Source organism: Streptomyces sp. NPDC029956 (assembly GCF_055574655.1).
Window position 1 is genome coordinate 24,286 of sequence record NZ_JBVHZJ010000029.1, and the last position, 17,329, is coordinate 41,614.

Annotated in this window: 13 protein-coding genes; 4 read left to right on the forward strand and 9 right to left on the reverse strand. The window is 71.0% G+C overall.

The features are described from left to right. Positions 1-27 precede the first annotated feature (27 nt). Positions 28-2,487 (forward strand): DNA gyrase/topoisomerase IV subunit A, encoded by a 2,460-nt coding sequence (locus ACZ4XX_RS22780; protein WP_468509690.1) that lies wholly within the window; start codon positions 28-30, stop codon positions 2,485-2,487. A gap of 23 nt (positions 2,488-2,510) precedes the next feature. Here the strand turns inward: ACZ4XX_RS22780 and ACZ4XX_RS22785 are convergent, their stop codons facing one another. Further along, positions 2,511-3,617, reverse strand: a complete 1,107-nt coding sequence (locus ACZ4XX_RS22785) for a CobW family GTP-binding protein (RefSeq protein ID WP_468509691.1) — start codon at positions 3,615-3,617, stop codon at positions 2,511-2,513. A gap of 121 nt (positions 3,618-3,738) precedes the next feature. Here ACZ4XX_RS22785 and ACZ4XX_RS22790 point away from each other — a divergent pair, with 121 nt between their 5' ends. Beyond that, on the forward strand, positions 3,739-5,514 hold the full coding sequence (locus tag ACZ4XX_RS22790) for an ATP-binding protein (protein WP_468509692.1): 1,776 nt from the start codon (positions 3,739-3,741) through the stop codon (positions 5,512-5,514). Continuing rightward, positions 5,511-6,200, forward strand: a complete 690-nt coding sequence (locus ACZ4XX_RS22795; protein ID WP_468509693.1) for a response regulator — start codon at positions 5,511-5,513, stop codon at positions 6,198-6,200. The genes ACZ4XX_RS22790 and ACZ4XX_RS22795 overlap by 4 nt, the downstream gene beginning before the upstream one ends. 65 nt (positions 6,201-6,265) lie before the next feature. On the opposite strand, the gene ACZ4XX_RS22800 is transcribed toward ACZ4XX_RS22795, so the two are convergent. The 5 genes from ACZ4XX_RS22800 to ACZ4XX_RS22820 form a co-directional block, all read right to left on the reverse strand. Beyond that, positions 6,266-7,858, reverse strand: coding sequence for a solute symporter family protein (locus ACZ4XX_RS22800; protein ID WP_468509694.1), 1,593 nt, complete (start codon positions 7,856-7,858; stop codon positions 6,266-6,268). Next, the gene (locus ACZ4XX_RS22805) at positions 7,855-8,340 is read right to left on the reverse strand and encodes a DUF485 domain-containing protein (protein WP_468509695.1); all 486 of its coding nucleotides are present in this window, start codon (positions 8,338-8,340) and stop codon (positions 7,855-7,857) included. The genes ACZ4XX_RS22800 and ACZ4XX_RS22805 overlap by 4 nt, the downstream gene beginning before the upstream one ends. A 99-nt stretch (positions 8,341-8,439) precedes the next feature. Continuing rightward, positions 8,440-9,237, reverse strand: a complete 798-nt coding sequence (locus tag ACZ4XX_RS22810) for a response regulator (protein WP_468509696.1) — start codon at positions 9,235-9,237, stop codon at positions 8,440-8,442. Next, on the reverse strand, positions 9,234-10,448 hold the full coding sequence (locus ACZ4XX_RS22815) for a sensor histidine kinase (RefSeq protein WP_468509697.1): 1,215 nt from the start codon (positions 10,446-10,448) through the stop codon (positions 9,234-9,236). Before ACZ4XX_RS22815 ends, ACZ4XX_RS22810 begins: the two co-directional genes overlap by 4 nt. A 97-nt stretch (positions 10,449-10,545) precedes the next feature. After that, on the reverse strand, positions 10,546-12,663 hold the full coding sequence (locus tag ACZ4XX_RS22820; RefSeq protein WP_468509698.1) for a DNA gyrase/topoisomerase IV subunit B: 2,118 nt from the start codon (positions 12,661-12,663) through the stop codon (positions 10,546-10,548). 432 nt (positions 12,664-13,095) lie between these two features. Here ACZ4XX_RS22820 and ACZ4XX_RS22825 point away from each other — a divergent pair, with 432 nt between their 5' ends. Further along, positions 13,096-13,326, forward strand: coding sequence for a DUF7455 domain-containing protein (locus tag ACZ4XX_RS22825; RefSeq protein ID WP_015036683.1), 231 nt, complete (start codon positions 13,096-13,098; stop codon positions 13,324-13,326). Between the two features lie 114 nt (positions 13,327-13,440). Here ACZ4XX_RS22825 and ACZ4XX_RS22830 read toward each other — a convergent pair whose 3' ends face one another. The 3 genes from ACZ4XX_RS22830 to ACZ4XX_RS22840 form a co-directional block, all read right to left on the reverse strand. After that, positions 13,441-14,259, reverse strand: coding sequence for a S1 family serine peptidase (locus ACZ4XX_RS22830; protein ID WP_468509699.1), 819 nt, complete (start codon positions 14,257-14,259; stop codon positions 13,441-13,443). Positions 14,260-14,428: 169 nt separating this feature from the next. Next, positions 14,429-15,976 (reverse strand): RNA polymerase sigma factor, encoded by a 1,548-nt coding sequence (locus ACZ4XX_RS22835; protein ID WP_468509700.1) that lies wholly within the window; start codon positions 15,974-15,976, stop codon positions 14,429-14,431. Between the two features lie 379 nt (positions 15,977-16,355). Continuing rightward, positions 16,356-17,243: a FadR/GntR family transcriptional regulator gene (locus ACZ4XX_RS22840; protein ID WP_468509701.1), complete on the reverse strand. Its 888-nt coding sequence runs from the start codon at positions 17,241-17,243 to the stop codon at positions 16,356-16,358. Positions 17,244-17,329: the final 86 nt, after the last annotated feature.

A 17,329-nucleotide genomic window follows, 5' to 3' on the forward strand; every position in this document is an offset into this window, starting at 1 on the left:
CTTGTTGGTGAAGGAGCCGCAGCCGCGATGGCCCGCCGCAGCACGAAGACACCGCCGCCGGACGACGCGTTCGAGGAGCGAATCCTCGACATCGACGTTGTCGACGAGATGCAGGGCTCCTTCCTCGAGTACGCGTACTCGGTGATCTACTCGCGTGCCCTCCCGGACGCCCGTGACGGCATGAAGCCCGTCCAGCGCCGCATCGTCTACCAGATGGGCGAGATGGGGCTCCGGCCCGACCGGGGCTTCGTCAAGTGCGCCCGTGTCGTCGGCGAGGTGATGGGCAAGCTCCACCCGCACGGCGACGCGTCGATCTACGACGCCATGGTCCGCATGGCGCAGCCCTTCTCCATGCGGCTCCCCCTGGTCGACGGCCACGGCAACTTCGGTTCCCTGGGCAACGACGACCCGCCGGCCGCCATGCGGTACACCGAGTCCCGGATGGCCCCGGCCGCCCTGATGATGACCGAGTCCATCGACGAGGACACGGTCGACTTCTCGCCGAACTACGACGGCCAGGAGCAGGAGCCGGTGGCGCTGCCCGCCGCCTACCCGAACCTGCTGGTCAACGGCGCGTCGGGCATCGCGGTCGGCATGGCGACCAACATGCCCCCGCACAACCTCGGCGAGGTCGTCGCGGCCGCCCGCCATCTGATCCGTCACCCGGGCGCCGACCTCGAGACGCTGATGCGCTTCGTGCCCGGCCCCGACCTGCCGACCGGCGGCCGGATCGTCGGCCTCTCCGGCATCAAGGACGCGTACGAGTCGGGCCGCGGCTCGTTCAAGATCCGTGCCACGACGAGCGTGGAGACGGTGACGGCGCGCCGCAAGGGCATCGTCGTGACCGAGCTGCCGTTCACGGTCGGCCCCGAGAAGGTCATCTCCAAGATCAAGGACCTGGTCGGTTCCAAGAAGCTCCAGGGCATCGCGGACGTCAAGGACCTGACCGACCGCAACCACGGCCTGCGCCTGGTCATCGAGATCAAGAACGGCTTCGTGCCCGAGGCCGTCCTCGAGCAGCTCTACAAGCTGACGCCGATGGAGGAGTCCTTCGGCATCAACAACGTGGCCCTGGTCGACGGCCAGCCGCTGACGCTCGGCCTCAAGGAGCTCCTGGAGGTCTACCTCGACCACCGCTTCGAGGTCGTCCGGCGCCGCTCCGAGTTCCGCCGCACCAAGAAGCGCGACCGGCTCCACCTGGTGGAGGGCCTGCTCGTCGCCCTGCTCGACATCGACGAGGTCATCGCGCTGATCCGGGAGAGCGAGAACTCGGCGCAGGCCAAGGAGCGCCTGATCGAGCGCTTCTCGCTCAGCGAGATCCAGACGCAGTACATCCTGGACACCCCGCTGCGCCGCCTCACCAGGTTCGACCGGATCGAGCTGGAGACCGAGCAGGACCGGCTCAACGGCGAGATCGACGAGCTGACCGGGATCCTCGACTCCGACGCGGAGCTGCGCAAGCTGGTCTCGGCGGAACTGGCCGCGGTCGCGAAGAAGTTCGCCACGGACCGGCGCACGGTCCTGCTCGAGTCGGCGGGCGCGCCCGTCGCGGCCGTCTCCCTCGAGGTCGCGGACGACCCGTGCCGGGTGCTGCTCTCCTCGACCGGACTGCTCGCCCGTACGGCGACGGCGGAGCTGCCCCCGGTCGACCCGGACGCCACCCGCGTCAAGCACGACGCGATCCTGTCGTCGGTGGCCGCCACCCAGCGCGGTGACATCGGCGCGGTGACCTCGGCCGGCCGGCTGCTCCGGATCGCGGTGATCGACCTGCCGCAGCTCCCGGACACGGCGTCCGCTCCGAACCTGGCGGGCGGCGCGCCGCTCTCCGAGTTCCTGTCCCTGGAGGCGGACGAGACCGTGGTCTGCCTGACCACCCTCGACGAGGCGTCCCCGGGGCTCGCCCTCGGCACGCTCCAGGGCGTGGTGAAGCGCGTGGTCCCGGACTATCCGGCGAACAAGGACGAGCTGGAGGTCATCACCCTCAAGGAGGGCGACCGGATCGTCGGCGCGACCGAGCTGCGGACGGGCGAGGAGGACCTGGTCTTCATCACCTCCGACGCCCAGCTCCTGCGCTACCCGGCCGCGCAGGTACGGCCCCAGGGCCGGCCGGCCGGCGGCATGGCGGGCGTCAAGCTCGCGGACGGCGCCGACGTGCTCTCGTTCACGGCGGTCGACCCGGCGGCGGACGCCGTCGTCTTCACCGTCGCGGGCTCCACGGGCACGCTCGACTCCTCGGCGGGTACGTCGGCGAAGCTGACGCCCTTCGACCAGTACCCCCGCAAGGGCCGCGCGACCGGCGGCGTCCGCTGCCAGCGCTTCCTGAAGGGCGAGGACGTCCTGATCCTGGCCTGGGCGGGCACCACCCCGGCCCGCGCCGCCCAGAAGACCGGCGCCCCGGTGGAACTCCCGGAGATCGACCCCCGCCGCGACGGCTCGGGCACCCCGCTCGCCCACCCGGTGGACGTGGTGGCGAGCCCGGCGGTCTAGCCGGCGGGAGGCCCGGAGGCGCCCTACGGCGCCTCCGGCTCCTCCTCCGTCCGCTGCACGTACCGCAGGACACCCCACATGCTCGTCTCGTCGGGGGTGTCCTGCGGCCCGTTCTGCTCGCACTCCGCGAGCTCCTTGCGCAGGCCCGCCGCGTCGACGCCGGAGCCGATCAGGACGAGCTGGGTGAGCCGCTCCTCGCCCTCGGGCCACCGCTCGGGGTAGAAGCGCAGGAAACGGCCGACCGCGTGCACGGCGTAGCGGTTGTCCGGATCGGCGGCGCCGAAATCGACGAAGCCCTTGATCCGGTAGAGCCCCTCGGGCCGCGCGTCGAGGAAGGCCATCAGCCGGCGCGGGTGGAGCGGGGTGGCGGCGGTCAGGGAGACGGTCTCGTACGCCGTGTGCGTGTGCGCCCGCCGGTCCCCGCCGCCGCCGTCCCCGCCGCCGTCCGCGTCCCAGTCCCCGTCCGCGTCCGCGTCCGCGTCCGCGTACAGAATGTCCTCGATCGACATCTGCCCCTCGATCTCCCCCTCGGGGACCACCCGGTCGAAGAGCAGCTCCGGGTCGATCCGCCCGTGCGTGGCGTCGACGACCACGGCCTTCCCGGCGAGACGCCCCACCGTCTCGTGGACGGCGAGCAGCTCGGCCCCGGAGACCCGGTCGGTCTTGTTCACCACGACGAGGTCGGCGATCGGCAGGTGCCGGTCGGTCTCGGGGTGCCGCTCCCGGGTCGCCGAGAACTCGGCCGCGTCGACGACCTGGACGAGCCCGCCGTACACGATCCGCTCGTTCTCGCTGGCGAGGACCATCCGGACCAGTTCCTGCGGCTCGGCGAGGCCGCTCGCCTCGATCACGATCACATCGAGCCGCGACTCGGGGCGGGTGAGGACCTCCAGGTACTCGTCGAGCTCGCTCGCGTCGACGGCGCAGCACAGGCAGCCGTTGCCGAGGGAGACGGTGGAACCGACCTGCCCGGCGATTCTCATCGCGTCGATGCCGATGTCGCCGAAGTCGTTGACCATGACGCCGATACGGGTCCCCCGGGAGCTGCGCAGCAGATGGTTGAGGAGCGTGGTCTTCCCCGCCCCGAGAAACCCGGCCAGGACGACGACGGGGATCTGCTGCGTGCTCAAGGGACGTGCCTCCGGTTCCTTCGGGACCCACGGCTGTGGGATCCCCAGAATAGGTTTCCGCACAGACACCCGCGCCGACGCCGTTTCCGGTCCCGGGGCGCGGCCCCTTACCGTTTCCGGCATGAACCCCGCACAGACCAGCCCTCCGCGCCCGCGTGCGCGCCGTCGGCGGTTCGGCTGGCCGCAGCGGGTGTTCTCGCAGGTCCTGCTGATGCAGCTGGCCATCGCGACCGGTGTCACCGTCCTCGCCACCGGGCTCTTCCTGGCCCCGCTCAGCGCCCAGCTGGACGACCAGGCGATGCGGCGCGCCCTGGCCATCGCGGGGACCACGGCGTCGCCCCGGGTGGCCGCGGACCTCACCGGGACGCGGCCGTCGGCGACGGGGCCGGTGCAGACGGAGGCCGAGCGGATCCGGACCTCCACGGGCGCCGAGTACGTCGTCGTCATGGACACGCGCGGCGTGCGCTGGTCGCACACCGATCCGGCCGCGATCGGCAGGCGCGTCTCCACCGATCCGACCGACGTCCTCGCCGGGCACCAGGTGATGGAGATCGACAGCGGCACCCTGGGCCGCTCGGCCCGCGGCAAGATGCCGCTGCGGGACGCGGACGGGCGGATCGTCGGCGCGGTCTCGGTCGGCATCGAGTACGACAGCGTCCGCGACCGGCTCCTCGGCGCGATCCCGGGCCTCCTCGCCTATGCGGGCGGGGCGCTCGCCGCCGGCGCCCTGGCCGCGTACCTGATCTCGCGGCGTCTTCAGCGGCAGACCCACGACCTGGCCTTCTCCGACATCTCGGCGCTGCTCGCCGAACGCGAGGCCATGCTGCACGGCATCCGCGAGGGGGTCGTGGCCCTGGACCGCCACGGCTCCGTCCGGCTCATGAACGACGAGGCGCAGCGGCTCCTGGGCCTCGGCCCCGAGGCGGCGGGCCGGCCGCTCGACGAGGTCCTCGGCCGGGGCCGTACCGCCGACGTCCTGGCGGGCCGGGTTACGGGCGAGGACCTGCTCACCGTCCGCGGCCACCGGGTGCTCATCGCCAACCGGATGCCGACGGACGACGGCGGCGCCGTGGCGACCCTCCGCGACCGCACCGAGCTGGAGCGGCTCGGGCGCGAGCTGGACTCCACCCGGGGCCTGATCGACGCGCTGCGCGCCCAGGACCACGAACACGCCAACCGGATGCACACCCTCCTCGGTCTCCTGGAGCTGGAGATGCACGAGGAGGCGGTCGAGTTCGTCACCGACGTGGTGGGCGTGCACCGGGCCACCGCCGAGCAGGTCACGGAGAAGGTCCACGACCCGCTCCTCGCGGCGCTCCTGGTCGGCAAGGCGACGGTCGCCGCCGAGCGGGGCGCCTCGCTGCGGCTCGCCCCCGACTCGCTGCTGCCGGACCGGCTCGTCGACCCGCGCGAGCTGGTCACCGTCGTCGGCAACCTGGTCGACAACGCCCTGGACGCCGTCGCGGGGACCCCGGGCGCCCGTATCGACGTCTCGTTCCGCACCGAGGGGCGTACGGTCGTACTGCGGGTCGCGGACAGCGGTCCGGGGGTTCCCGAGGAGCGCCGCGAGCTGATCTTCACCGAGGGCTGGTCGACGAAGGCGCTTCCGCCGCACGGAAAGCGTGGTCTCGGTCTCGCCCTGGTACGCCGGCTCGCCGAGCGCCGCGGCGGCACCGCGCGGGTGACCGACGGGCTCGACGGGGGCGCGGAGTTCACGGTCGTCCTCCCGGACGCCCTGACCGAGCCGGAGCAGGGCGCGGCTGTCCGCGGGCCGGAGCCGGAACCGACCCTCCGCTCGCCGGATCCCGGACCGAGGCCGGCCGTCCGGGAGCCGGAGCCCGAACCGGGCGCGGCTGTCCGCGGGCCGGTTCCGGGGCCCGTCGAGGAGGCCCGATGATCGACGTCCTGGTCGTCGACGACGACGTGCTCGTCGCCCGGATCAACGCCGCCTACGTCGCCAAGGTGCCCGGCTTCCGTGTCGCCGCCACCGCCCACTCGACCGCCGAGGCGCTCGCCGCCCTGGACGAGCAGTCGGTGGACCTGGTCCTCCTGGACCACTACCTGCCCGACGAGAACGGGCTCGCCGCCGTACGGGAGCTCCGCGCGCGGGGCCACCAGTGCGACGTGATCATGGTGACGGCCGCCCGGGACGTGGCCACCGTTCAGGCGGCGATGCGGCACGGCGCCCTCCAGTACCTGGTCAAGCCGTTCAACTTCGCCGGGCTGCGCGCCAAGCTGGAGGCCTACGCGACACTCCGCCGCACCCTGGAGGTCGGGGGCGAGGCGGAGCAGGCCGAGGTGGATCGGATCTTCGGGGTCCTTTCGGCGGGTTCCGTGGCCCCTGACCTGCCCAAGGGGCACTCCCCCACGACAGCCGAGCTGGTCCGCCAGGTGCTGCTCGCCGCCGGGGGCCCGCTGTCCGCACAGGAGATCGCCGAGCGGTCCGGCGTCAGCCGCCAGACCGCCCAGCGCTACCTCAAACTCCTCGAACGCACCGGCAGGGTCCGCCTCTCGCTCCGGTACGGCGAGACGGGCCGCCCGGAGCACCGCTACGTCTGGGCGACCTCGCCGTCCCACGGCTGAGGCCCGCCTCGGACGTCCACCGGCCGACGCCCGCCCGCCGGTGGACGTCCGGCTCCCGAGGTCGGTCAGGCGGCGCCGGCGCCGGTCAGCGACCGGACCTCGGTCTCGGCGTGCCGCGCCTCGTCGGGCGGCTCGGTCGACGTCACGGTCCCGATCCACCCGGCGAGGAAGCCCAGCGGAATGGAGACCGCTCCCGGGTTCTGCAGCGGGAAGAGGTGGAAGTCGACACCGGGGAACAGCGATTCGGGAGCGCCGGAGACCACCGGCGAGACCAGGACGAGCAGCACCGCCGGGATCAGACCGCCGTACACCGACCAGACCGCACCCCGAGTGGTGAACCTCCGCCAGAACAACGAGTACAGCAGCACCGGCAGGTTGGCGGAGGCCGCGACCGCGAAGGCCAGCCCGACGAGGAAGGCCACGTTGAGGTCGCGGGCGAGCAGCCCCAGGCCGATCGCGGCCGCGCCGATCCCCGCGGCGGCGATCCGGGCCACGGTCACCTCGCTGTACTGCTTCGCGTGCCGGCGGCGCAGCGAGGCGTACAGGTCATGGGCGACGGAGGCCGAGGAGGCGAGGGTGATCCCCGCGACGACGGCGAGGATGGTCGCGAAGGCGACGGCGGCGACGATCGCGAAGAGCACGGTGCCGCCGGTGGAGCCCGCGCCGCCGCCGAGGTCGAGGGCGAGCAGCGGTACGGCGGTGTTCCCGGACGCGTTGGACGCACGGACCTCGTCGGGTCCGATCAGGGCGGCCGCGCCGAAGCCCAGCACGATGGTCATCAGGTAGAAACTGCCGATGAGCCCGATGGACCAGACGACCGAGCGGCGGGCGGCCCGGGCGGTCGGCACGGTGTAGAAGCGCGACAGGATGTGGGGCAGTCCCGCCGTGCCGAGCACCAGGGCGAGCCCGAGGCTGATGAAGTCGAGGCGGGAGGTCCAGTCGCCGCCGTAGCGGAGCCCGGGGGCGAGGAAGTCCAGGCCGTGGCCACTGCGTTCGGCCGCCGTGGAGAGCAGGCTGTTCACATCACCGTGGAACCGCAGCAGGACGAGGACGGTGAGCGCGATCGTGCCCGCCATGAGCAGGACCGCCTTGACGATCTGGATCCAGGTGGTGGCCCGCATGCCGCCGAGCGACACGTAGATCACCATCAGCGCGCCGACGCCGATCACCGTCCAGGAGCGGGCCGCCTCGCTGGTGCCGCCGAGCAACAGTGCGACCAGGCTTCCCGCGCCCACCATCTGGGCCACGAGATACAGCACGGAGACCGCCACCGAGGACGTGCCCGCGGCGATCCGCACCGGGCGCTCGGCCATCCGCGCGGCGACGACGTCGGCGAGGGTGAACCGCCCGCAGTTGCGGACCAGTTCGGCGACGAGCAGCAGCACGACGAGCCAGGCGACCAGGAATCCGACGGAGTACAGCATGCCGTCGTAGCCGTAGAGGGCGATCAGCCCGGAGATGCCGAGGAACGAGGCCGCGGACATGTAGTCGCCGGCGATGGCGAAGCCGTTCTCCAGGGGCGAGAAGAGCCTCCCTCCGGCGTAGAACTCCTCGGCCGAACCATGCCGGTTGCGGCTCACCCAGGTGGTGATCCCCAGGGTGACGGCGATGAAGACGCTGAACAGCACGAGCGCCAGGGTCTGGTGGTTCGCGGTCACGACTGCGCCACCCCTCGGGTCATCTCCTGGGTGTCCCAACGCAGGTCGAGCGCGGCCCGGTCCCTGCGCAGCCGCGCGTGGCGCGCGTACGCCCAGGTCAGCAGGAAGGTGGTGAGGAACTGTCCGAGCCCTGCCACCATCGCCACATTCACCACCCCGACGACCGGCCGCGCCATGAGCCCGGGAGCGGCGGTCGCCGCCACGACGTAGGCGAGGTACCAGAGGAGGAACGCGAGGGCGGCCGGGAAGACGAACCGGCGGTAGCGGCTGCGCACCTCCTGGAAGGCAGGGCTCCGCTGCACTTCCAGATAGATCGCGGCCGCACTGTGGACCCGCTGTCGCGGCACCGCGTCCGGGCGGCCGTCAGCGGGATCCCCGGCCCCCGCGTGCTCGCCCCGGCCCGAGGCCGTCGCGTCGTACCAGGGGTCGTCGAACGGCACCGCCGAATCGTCGAGCCCCTCCTGCTTGTCCACCTGCTCCACCGGCCAACTCTCCTTGTCAAGCGAACCGTTTCGGCCGCGTGCCCAAGGATGGACAGAGCGGGAAGATCCCGGACTCTTCTCCTCCCGCTGTTCACCCCATCAGGTGACTCTCCGCCCAGGTGCCCTGACCAGACCGTGCTGATATGCGTACCGCACGGCCTGCGCCCGGTCGCGCACCCCCGTCTTGGCGAAGAGGTTGTTGATATGGGTCTTCACGGTGGCCGTGGAGATCCGCAGCCGCCCGGCGATCTCCTGGTTCGAGAGCCCGTCGGCGACGAGCACGAGCACTTCGGTCTCCCGCTCGGTGAGCCCGTCCGCCTCCGGGACCACAGGCCCGGCGGCCACCACCTGATCCACCTGCCCCGCTCCGGTCCCACCCGGCGAACCCGCCCGCTCGGACCCCTCTCCCCGCTCCAACAGCTGCTCCAGCAACCGCCGCTGCACCACGGGGGAAAGGCCCGCCCGCCCGTCGGTCACGTCCCGCAGAGCCCGTACGATCTCCTCCCCGCCCGCGTCCTTGGTCAGGTACCCCCGCGCCCCGGCCCGTAGCGCCGGGAACAACGAGTCGTCGTCGGCGTAGGTGGTGAGCACCACGATCTCCGTCCCGGGGTGCCGCTCACGGATCCGGCGGGTGGCCTCGACACCGTCACAACGCGGCATGCGCAGGTCCATCAGGACCACGTCGGGCGCGAGTTCGGCGGTCAGTGCGACGGCCTCCTCGCCGTCCCGGGCGGACCCGACGACCTCGACCCCGGCAAGTAGCCCGAGCAGCATCACGATCCCCTCACGCACCACGGCCTGGTCGTCGGCGACCACCACCCGCACCACCCGAGCCCCCTCACCGGAATCGACCTCCTCCGGCCGGGGCAGCCCCACGGCCCTCTCATCGGCGCTCATGCCGGCACCCGCAGCCGCACGGCGAACCCCGGCCCGTCCGGCCCCGCGTCCAGACTGCCGCCGAGCAGCTCGGCCCGCTCCCTCATCCCGAGCAGTCCGTACCCGGAACCGGACGAGGCGAGCCCGTCGGGCGCTCCCCCGCCGTCGGCCGTGGAAGGTGGCCCGGAGTCACATATCTCCAGGGCGATCTCATCGGCCTCGTAGGAGAGCGTGATCCGGGTCCGGGCGCCGGGAGCGTGCTTGCGGACGTTCGTCAGCGCCTCCTGCGCGACCCGTCGCACCGCCTGGGAGGCCTCGGCCGGCAGGTTCCGACGCTCTCCGCTGACATCCACCTCTGCGCGGTCCTCCCGGGCCAGCTCTCGCAGGTACTCCTCGACGGGCACCATCTCACCGCGCAGCGCCGACAGCGCGTGCCGGGTCTCCGCGAGCCCCTCTCTGGCCATGGAACGGGCCGAGGTGACGAGCTTGAGGACCTCGCTCCGGTCCGCACCCGCCTCGATCTGGAGCCGTGCGACCTCCAGGTGCACCATCTGGGCGGAGAGGCTGTGGGCGAGCACGTCGTGTATCTCGCGGGCGATCCTGGCTCTCTCGGCCAGCGCGGCCGACGCGGCCTCTGCCTCTCGGGCGAGCCGCTCCTGGGCGAGCAACTGGAAACCGGCCCCGCGGGCGTGGGCGTCCAGCCGGAGCGAGTAGCCCGCGAGCAGCACGGCCCCGGTCGTGAGGCCGGCCCCCAGGACCCCGGTCTCGTCCGCCTCCACGAAGCCGGGGACGAGCACGGCCACGGTGGCCAGGCCGAAGGTCAGCGGCAGCCGTTCCATCGCCATGATCGCGACGACTATCCACATCACGGTCGCGGGCGTCGGCGCCCCGGCCGCGTAGGCCCCGAGGCCGCACAGGGCCATCACCGCGAGCAGCCCCAGCGAGGCCGCGGGCCGGTGGTCGAGGGTCGTGTGGTGGTAGCCGAGCGCCGCCGCCACGCAGAGCCCGAAGCCGAGGGGAGGCAGCGGCGCGTACCAGCCGTCGAACGCTCCCGAGGCGTAGCAGCCGGTGAGCACCCAGACGCTCAGGGCCGTGATCATGCTGTAGTCCAGGAAGATCCGACCCCGGGGCACGCCCAGGCGGGTGAGCGCCTCCCGCGAGGGCCAGGAGCTCCAGGAGCCTTCCTGGGTCGTTCCGGTCCTCGCGTCCGCCCGTTCGCGCGTCTCGTTCATGCCTGTCCCCCTCCGTCACATCGATGCTACGGAGAGTCGAAGGCCGTGTGATCGGCCCGTGGGTGGAGCGTGGGGCTCCACCCACGGGTGGAGCGCCTCAGGCGTCGATGCGCGAGCGGTCGAGCGTCGCCGCGGAGCCGGTGATGAACTCCTTGCGGGGCGCCACGTCGTTGCCCATGAGGAGGTCGAAGACCTGCTCCGCCGCGTCCAGGTCGCCGATGTTGATCCGGCGCAGGGTGCGGTGGCGCGGGTCCATCGTGGTCTCCGCGAGCTGATCGGCGTCCATCTCGCCCAGACCCTTGTAGCGCTGGATGGAGTCCTTGTAGCGGACGCCCTTGCGCTGGTACTCCAGCAGGGTCTGGCGCAGCTCGTTGTCCGAGTACGTGTAGACGTACTTGTCCTGGCCCTTCTTGGGCTGGACGAGCTCGATCCGGTGCAGCGGCGGTACGGCCGCGAAGACCCGCCCGGACTCGACCATCGGGCGCATGTAGCGCTGGAAGAGCGTGAGCAGCAGGCAGCGGATGTGGGCGCCGTCGACGTCGGCGTCGACCAGGAGGACGATCTTCCCGTAGCGGGCCGCGTCGATGTCGAAGGTGCGGCCCGAGCCCGCTCCTATGACCTGGATGATCGCTCCGCACTCGGCGTTCTTCAGCATGTCCGAGACGGACGACTTCTGAACGTTGAGGATCTTGCCGCGGATCGGCAGCAGGGCCTGGAACTCGCTGTTGCGGGCGAGCTTGGCCGTACCGAGGGCCGAGTCCCCCTCGACGATGAAGAGCTCGCTGCGCTCCACGTCGTCGCTGCGGCAGTCGGCCAGCTTGGCAGGCAGCGAGGAGGACTCCAGCGCGGTCTTCCTGCGCTGCGCATCCTTGTGCTGGCGGGCGGCGATGCGCGTCCGGGCGGCGGCGACGGCCTTGTCCAGGACGGCACGGGCCTGTGCCTTGGCGTCCCGCTTGGTCGAGGTGAGGAAGGCCTTGAGCTCCTTCGCGACCACGTTCGCCACGATCCGGCGGGCCGCGGACGTACCGAGGACCTCCTTGGTCTGCCCCTCGAACTGCGGCTCGGCGAGGCGGACCGTCACGACGGCCGTGAGGCCCTCGAGGGCGTCGTCCTTGACGATGTCGTCCTCGGCGACGCGCAGCATCTTCGCGGAGCGCAGCACCTCGTTCACCGTCTTGGTGATGGCCTGCTCGAAGCCCGAGACGTGGGTGCCGCCCTTGGGCGTGGCGATGATGTTGACGAAGGACTTGACCGTGCTGTCGTAGCCGGTTCCCCAGCGCAGGGCGACGTCGACGGCGAGTTCACGGGTGACCTCGGTCGGGGTCATGTGGCCACGCTCGTCGAGGACCGGGACGGTCTCCTTGAAGGTGCCCTGGCCGGTGAGGCGCTGGATGTCGCAGACGGCCTTGTCCTGCGCGAGGTACTCGCAGAACTCGCTGATGCCGCCGTCGAAGCGGAAGGTCTCCTCGCTCTTGCCGATCCCCGCCAGGTCCCGCTCGTCGCGGACGACGATCGTGAGGCCGGGCACGAGGAAGGCGGTCTGCCGGGCGCGCTGGTGCAGCGTCTCCAGGGAGAGCTTGGCGTCCTTGAGGAAGATCTGCCGGTCCGCCCAGTAGCGCACACGCGTGCCGGTGCGGGTCTTGGGGACGCGCTTGCCCTTGCGCAGGCCGTTGCCCGGATCGAAGGGGCTGTCGGGGCCCTGCTCGGTGAAGATGCCCGGCACACCGCGGCGGAAGCTGATCGTGTGCGTGGCGCTGTTCCGGTCGACCTCGACGTCGAGGCGGGCCGAAAGGGCGTTGACCACGGAGGCGCCGACGCCGTGCAGACCGCCGGACGCGGCGTACGAACCGCCGCCGAACTTTCCGCCGGCGTGCAGCTTGGTCATGACGACCTCGACTCCGGAGAGTCCGGTCTTGGGTTCCACGTCGACCGGGATGCCCCGGCCGTTGTCCTGGACCTCGACCGAGCCGTCGTCGTGGAGGACGACCTCGATGTGGTCGCAGTAGCCCCCGAGGGCCTCGTCGACGGAGTTGTCGATGATCTCCCAGATGCAGTGCATCAGGCCGCGGCTGTCGGTGGACCCGATGTACATACCGGGGCGCTTGCGGACCGCTTCGAGCCCTTCGAGTACGAGCAGGTGCCGCGCGGTGTAGTTGGAAGCGTCACGGTCTGCGGTCAGCAGCGCACTGGACGGCACGGACGTTTCGGCGGTCACGCGGTTCGCTCCTCGCTGAATTTGAAATCTGGCCCAGTGGGGTAAGGCCCGGCGTCGGTCACCCGTCAGAGGGTACCGATGCCTGGTAGAGCCGTTGTTACGCCACCCTCCCCTATTCCTCATGCTAGTCCAGCCTCGCATGGATGTTCGATCCCTCGATGGGGTGACGCGAACATCACGTTCCCTTCCAGGCATGAACCATTTAGGCTCCGGGCACGTCCTCATCAACAACCGGCAACCACGCCGGGGGGACCGACCCACACAAGCAACGCGAAATCCGTAGAGCGACGCAATACGGCTCATTCGCCGCCAACCGGCAGCAGACAGCCACCTGCGAAGAAGTTTGAAGGAAAAGCCGCGAGCGGGAACGTTTTCGGCCTGGTTGGATGTTGACCCTGGTACGACAGCTCGTCGAGCTAGAGAAGAGGCGACGTGACTACTGTTCTGACCCCCGCGAGCCCCCTGACGGCCGCTGACCGTTGCGACCGCTGCGGCGCCCAGGCTTACCTGCGTGTCGTCCTGACCAGCGGAGGTGACTTGCTCTTCTGCGCCCACCACGGACGTAAGTTCGAGCCGGAACTCAAGAAGATCGCCGTTGAGATACAGGATGAGACGGACCGCCTGACGGACGTGCCGGCCCGCACGCAGGGCGACGACCACTGACGCCTCACATCCACGACGAGCCCAGATCCGGCCAATGACCGGACAACGGGCGGCCACCCCCGCAGTCCAAGGGGGGTGGCCGCCCGTTCTCGTACCGCCACTGTCCGCCGTGGATCAGAAGCTCTCCGGCAGCACCGCCGAGACACGGGTGTAGACCCCTGGGTTCTCCGCCTGTCCACAGCCGCTGCCCCAGGACACCAGGCCGACGAGAAGCCCCTTCGCCACGAGCGGGCCTCCGCTGTCGCCCTGGCACGCGTCCTTGCCGCCGCGCGGGTCGCCCGCACACAGCATCGTGTCGTCCCGGTAGGCGACGCCGAAACCGCCCGGGTAGGCCCGCTCGCACGCGCTGCCCGGCAGCACCTGGACCCGCGCGGTCCGCAGCGTGGACGCATAGGTCCCGTTGCCGGTCGTGTCGCCCCAGCCGTAGACGTCCGCCTCCGCGCCGGGCGCGTACGCCGCGTCTCCCGTGCGGGCGACGCCGATCACGTACGCCTGAGGCAGCGCACTCACCAGCGTCAGTACCGCGAGGTCGCCCGAGTTCGTCGTCGGGTCGTAGTCGGGATTGACCCAGGTGTCCGAGATCCGCACCTCCTGCCCGCCCTGCCCGCGCAGCGCGGCGCGGCCCGCGATGGCGACGAAGTCGCGCACCTCCCACGGTTCACCGCCGAGGACCTCGCGGCCCAGGCAGTGGGCCGCCGTGAGCACCTTGGTCGGCGCCACGAGCACGCCCCCACAGAACTGCCCCGCGCGCGTACCTCCGAACCGGTCACGGCTGGACAGCGCCACGACCCACGGGGCATCCGTGATCTGGGCCTGCCGGCCACCCACCACGACGCTGTCGGCGGCCACGGGTACGGCAGTGGCAAGCTGCCCCGCCGCCGCCGCGATCAGGCCCAGAGCACCCGTCAATGCTCGGGTGAGGGAACCACGCATGGAGCCTCCTGACTCTCCGGTGATGTCGCTTCACCCAGAGTCCAGCACACGACCGCGCGGTGCACCCCGCGTACAGCCGGAGGGCCCGGCTCCCCCTCGGGGAACCGGGCCCTTCCGCGTACCGCTCCTGCCTCGCGTCCGTCACTCTCACGGACTGCCGGGGTACGGATCAGTCGAGGTAGTCGCGCAGCACCTGCGAGCGCGACGGGTGACGCAGCTTCGACATGGTCTTCGACTCGATCTGACGGATCCGCTCGCGGGTCACGCCGTAGACCTTGCCGATCTCGTCCAGCGTCTTCGGCTGGCCGTCGGTGAGACCGAAGCGCATCGAGACGACGCCGGCCTCACGCTCGGAGAGCGTGTCGAGCACGGAGTGCAGCTGCTCCTGGAGGAGCGTGAAGCTCACCGCGTCGGCCGGAACGACCGCCTCGGAGTCCTCGATCAGGTCGCCGAACTCGCTGTCGCCGTCCTCACCCAGCGGGGTGTGGAGGGAGATCGGCTCACGGCCGTACTTCTGGACCTCGATGACCTTCTCAGGGGTCATGTCGAGTTCCTTGGCCAGCTCCTCCGGGGTGGGCTCACGGCCCAGGTCCTGGAGCATCTGACGCTGCACACGCGCGAGCTTGTTGATGACCTCGACCATGTGCACCGGGATACGGATGGTGCGGGCCTGGTCGGCCATGGCGCGGGTGATCGCCTGACGGATCCACCAGGTGGCGTACGTGGAGAACTTGTAGCCCTTGGTGTAGTCGAACTTCTCGACCGCGCGGATCAGACCCAGGTTTCCCTCCTGGATCAGGTCCAGGAAGAGCATGCCGCGGCCGGTGTAACGCTTGGCCAGCGAGACCACCAGACGGAGGTTGGCCTCCAGGAGGTGGTTCTTGGCCCGGCGGCCGTCCTCGGCGATGATCTCCAGCTCACGCTTGAGCTTCGGAGCGAGCTTGTCCGAGTTCGCTAGCTTGTCCTCGGCGAACAGGCCGGCCTCGATGCGCTTGGCGAGCTCGACCTCCTGCTCGGCGTTGAGGAGCGGGACCTTGCCGATCTGCTTCAGGTAGTCCTTGACCGGGTCGGCGGTGGCACCGGCGACGGCGACCTGCTGCGCCGGAGCGTCGTCCTCGTCGTCGTCGGACAGGACGAAGCCCTTGCTCTCGCCCTCGGTCTCCTCCTCCTCGCCCTTGCCGGGCGCGACGTCCTCGAGCGGCTCTTCGCCCTCGACGGCTTCGTCGGCGTCCTTCTTGGACGTGGCCTTCTTGGCCGCCGTCTTCTTGGCGACGGTCTTCTTGGCCACCGTCTTCTTGGCGACGGTCTTCTTGGCGGCCGCCTTCTTGGCGGCGGATCCGGCCTCGTCGGCCGGGTCGTCGCCCTCTGCCGCGGAGGCCGTGGCGGCCGTGACGGTCGTCTTCGTCACGGTCGTCCTGGCGGTGACGGTCTTGGTGGCGGTGCGCTTGGCCGGGCTCTTCGCGGCGACGCTCTTGCGGGCGCGCTTCGGCGACTCCGCTGCACTGACCATCAGCGTCACACCCTCTTCCTCGAGGATCTGATTGAGGCTGCGCAGAACATTCTTCCACTGGGTTGGCGGAATCTGGTCAGCCTCGAAGGCCCGACGCACGTCATCGCCGGCGATCTGCCCATCAGCCTTTCCCCGCTCGATGAGCGCCATCACAGACTCGGACTCGGCGATCTCCGGCGGGAGCGTACGGGATGTGCTGGCCGACACGAACAACCTCTCGGAACGATGGAAACGGCTTCCGGCCCCGCCCTGGATCGGGCTGGAGCCGACGACCGTCGACGGGGAATGTGCCGACGGCGCGGGCTGGACCGGGGAACTGCACAGCGCCTCCATCGGCTGCTGTATTCCTTCCTCGGCTGTCACCTCTTAGGTCATCGCACGGCTCGGAGGAGTGTTACGCCCAATCTTCGTGGCCCGAGTCACACCTCATGTGCGACAAATGAACGCAGAGGGATATATCAGCGTACATTCACACCGCCGGAAACCTGGTGTCGACCGGGGAAACCCTTCCGGGCTCCCCGGGCGCCACTCGGACCCGGCAGCGTGCGCTGCCCGCGCCTCGACGCTCCCGGCCACGGCCCGCGGGTCAGTGTTCGCGAGGGGCGGGGACGACGCGCTCCACCTCGGGGTGGACCGTGAGGAGGGCCCGCATGGCCGTCTCCGCGCCGAGGGCGTCGCCCGCGGCGAGCGCGTCCACGATCCGCGCATGGTGCGCGAGACAGGCCTCACTCGGGCGGTCGCAGCCCGTGACGGGGCCGCCGGACACCTGGAGCGCCGCGCCGACGATGCCGGACAGGTGCTCCAGCATGCGGTTCCCGGCGAGCTGGATGAGGAGCGAGTGGAACTCGGTGTCGGCGCGGGAGAACGTGATGCCGTCCCCCTGGGCGAACGCGTGGCCCATGATCTCGACCATGTCGGCGAGTCGCTGCTGGACGTCCTCGCGGCCGTGCCCGGCGGCGAGCCGGGCGGCCAGGGGCTCGATCGTCCAGCGCAGCTCGTTCAGCTCACGACGCTGGTCGTCGCGCTGGGGGCCGAAGGCGCGCCATTCGATGATGTCGGGGTCGAGGAGGTTCCAGTCGCTGACGGGCCTGACGCGGGTGCCGACGTTCGGGCGGGCGCTGACGAGCCCCTTGGCCTCGAGCACGCGCAGCGACTCGCGGACGACGGTGCGCGAGACCTCGAACCGCTGGCCGATCTCCTCGGGGACGAGCGGGCGGTCGGCCCCGAGATCGCCGGAGACGATCATCTGGCCGAGCTGCTGGACGAGCTGGCCGTGCAGCCCACGCCCCCGATTGCCGGCGCTCCGGCGGCCGACGCGGCCCAGGTCGGTGTCCACACCCTCCCAGGAGGGCGGGCCCACGCGGCCGGCGGCGGGCGCCTCCGCGTAGGGGTAGTGGTTGAGATCGCCCGGGGCGCCGAGGCCGGAGTCGACGGAGCGGGCGGCGGTCATCATGGTGTGCGCAAGGGTACTCACGCATCCTTTGTCGGCGCTGCTTCCGTGACCCTTGAGGTCTTTGGTGAAAAGCACACGAAAGGGTGATCGGCACCCCCTACACAATT

What these genes read in the sequence shown, in the direction of transcription:
- ACZ4XX_RS22780 (WP_468509690.1), top strand. Translation starts at nt 28, where the DNA reads ATGGCCCGCCGCAGCACGAAGACACCGCCGCCGGACGACGCGTTCGAG.
- ACZ4XX_RS22790 (WP_468509692.1), top strand. Translation starts at nt 3,739, where the DNA reads ATGAACCCCGCACAGACCAGCCCTCCGCGCCCGCGTGCGCGCCGTCGG.
- ACZ4XX_RS22795 (WP_468509693.1), top strand. Translation starts at nt 5,511, where the DNA reads ATGATCGACGTCCTGGTCGTCGACGACGACGTGCTCGTCGCCCGGATC.
- ACZ4XX_RS22810 (WP_468509696.1), bottom strand. Translation starts at nt 9,237, where the DNA reads ATGAGCGCCGATGAGAGGGCCGTGGGGCTGCCCCGGCCGGAGGAGGTC.
- ACZ4XX_RS22815 (WP_468509697.1), bottom strand. Translation starts at nt 10,448, where the DNA reads ATGAACGAGACGCGCGAACGGGCGGACGCGAGGACCGGAACGACCCAG.
- ACZ4XX_RS22830 (WP_468509699.1), bottom strand. Translation starts at nt 14,259, where the DNA reads ATGCGTGGTTCCCTCACCCGAGCATTGACGGGTGCTCTGGGCCTGATC.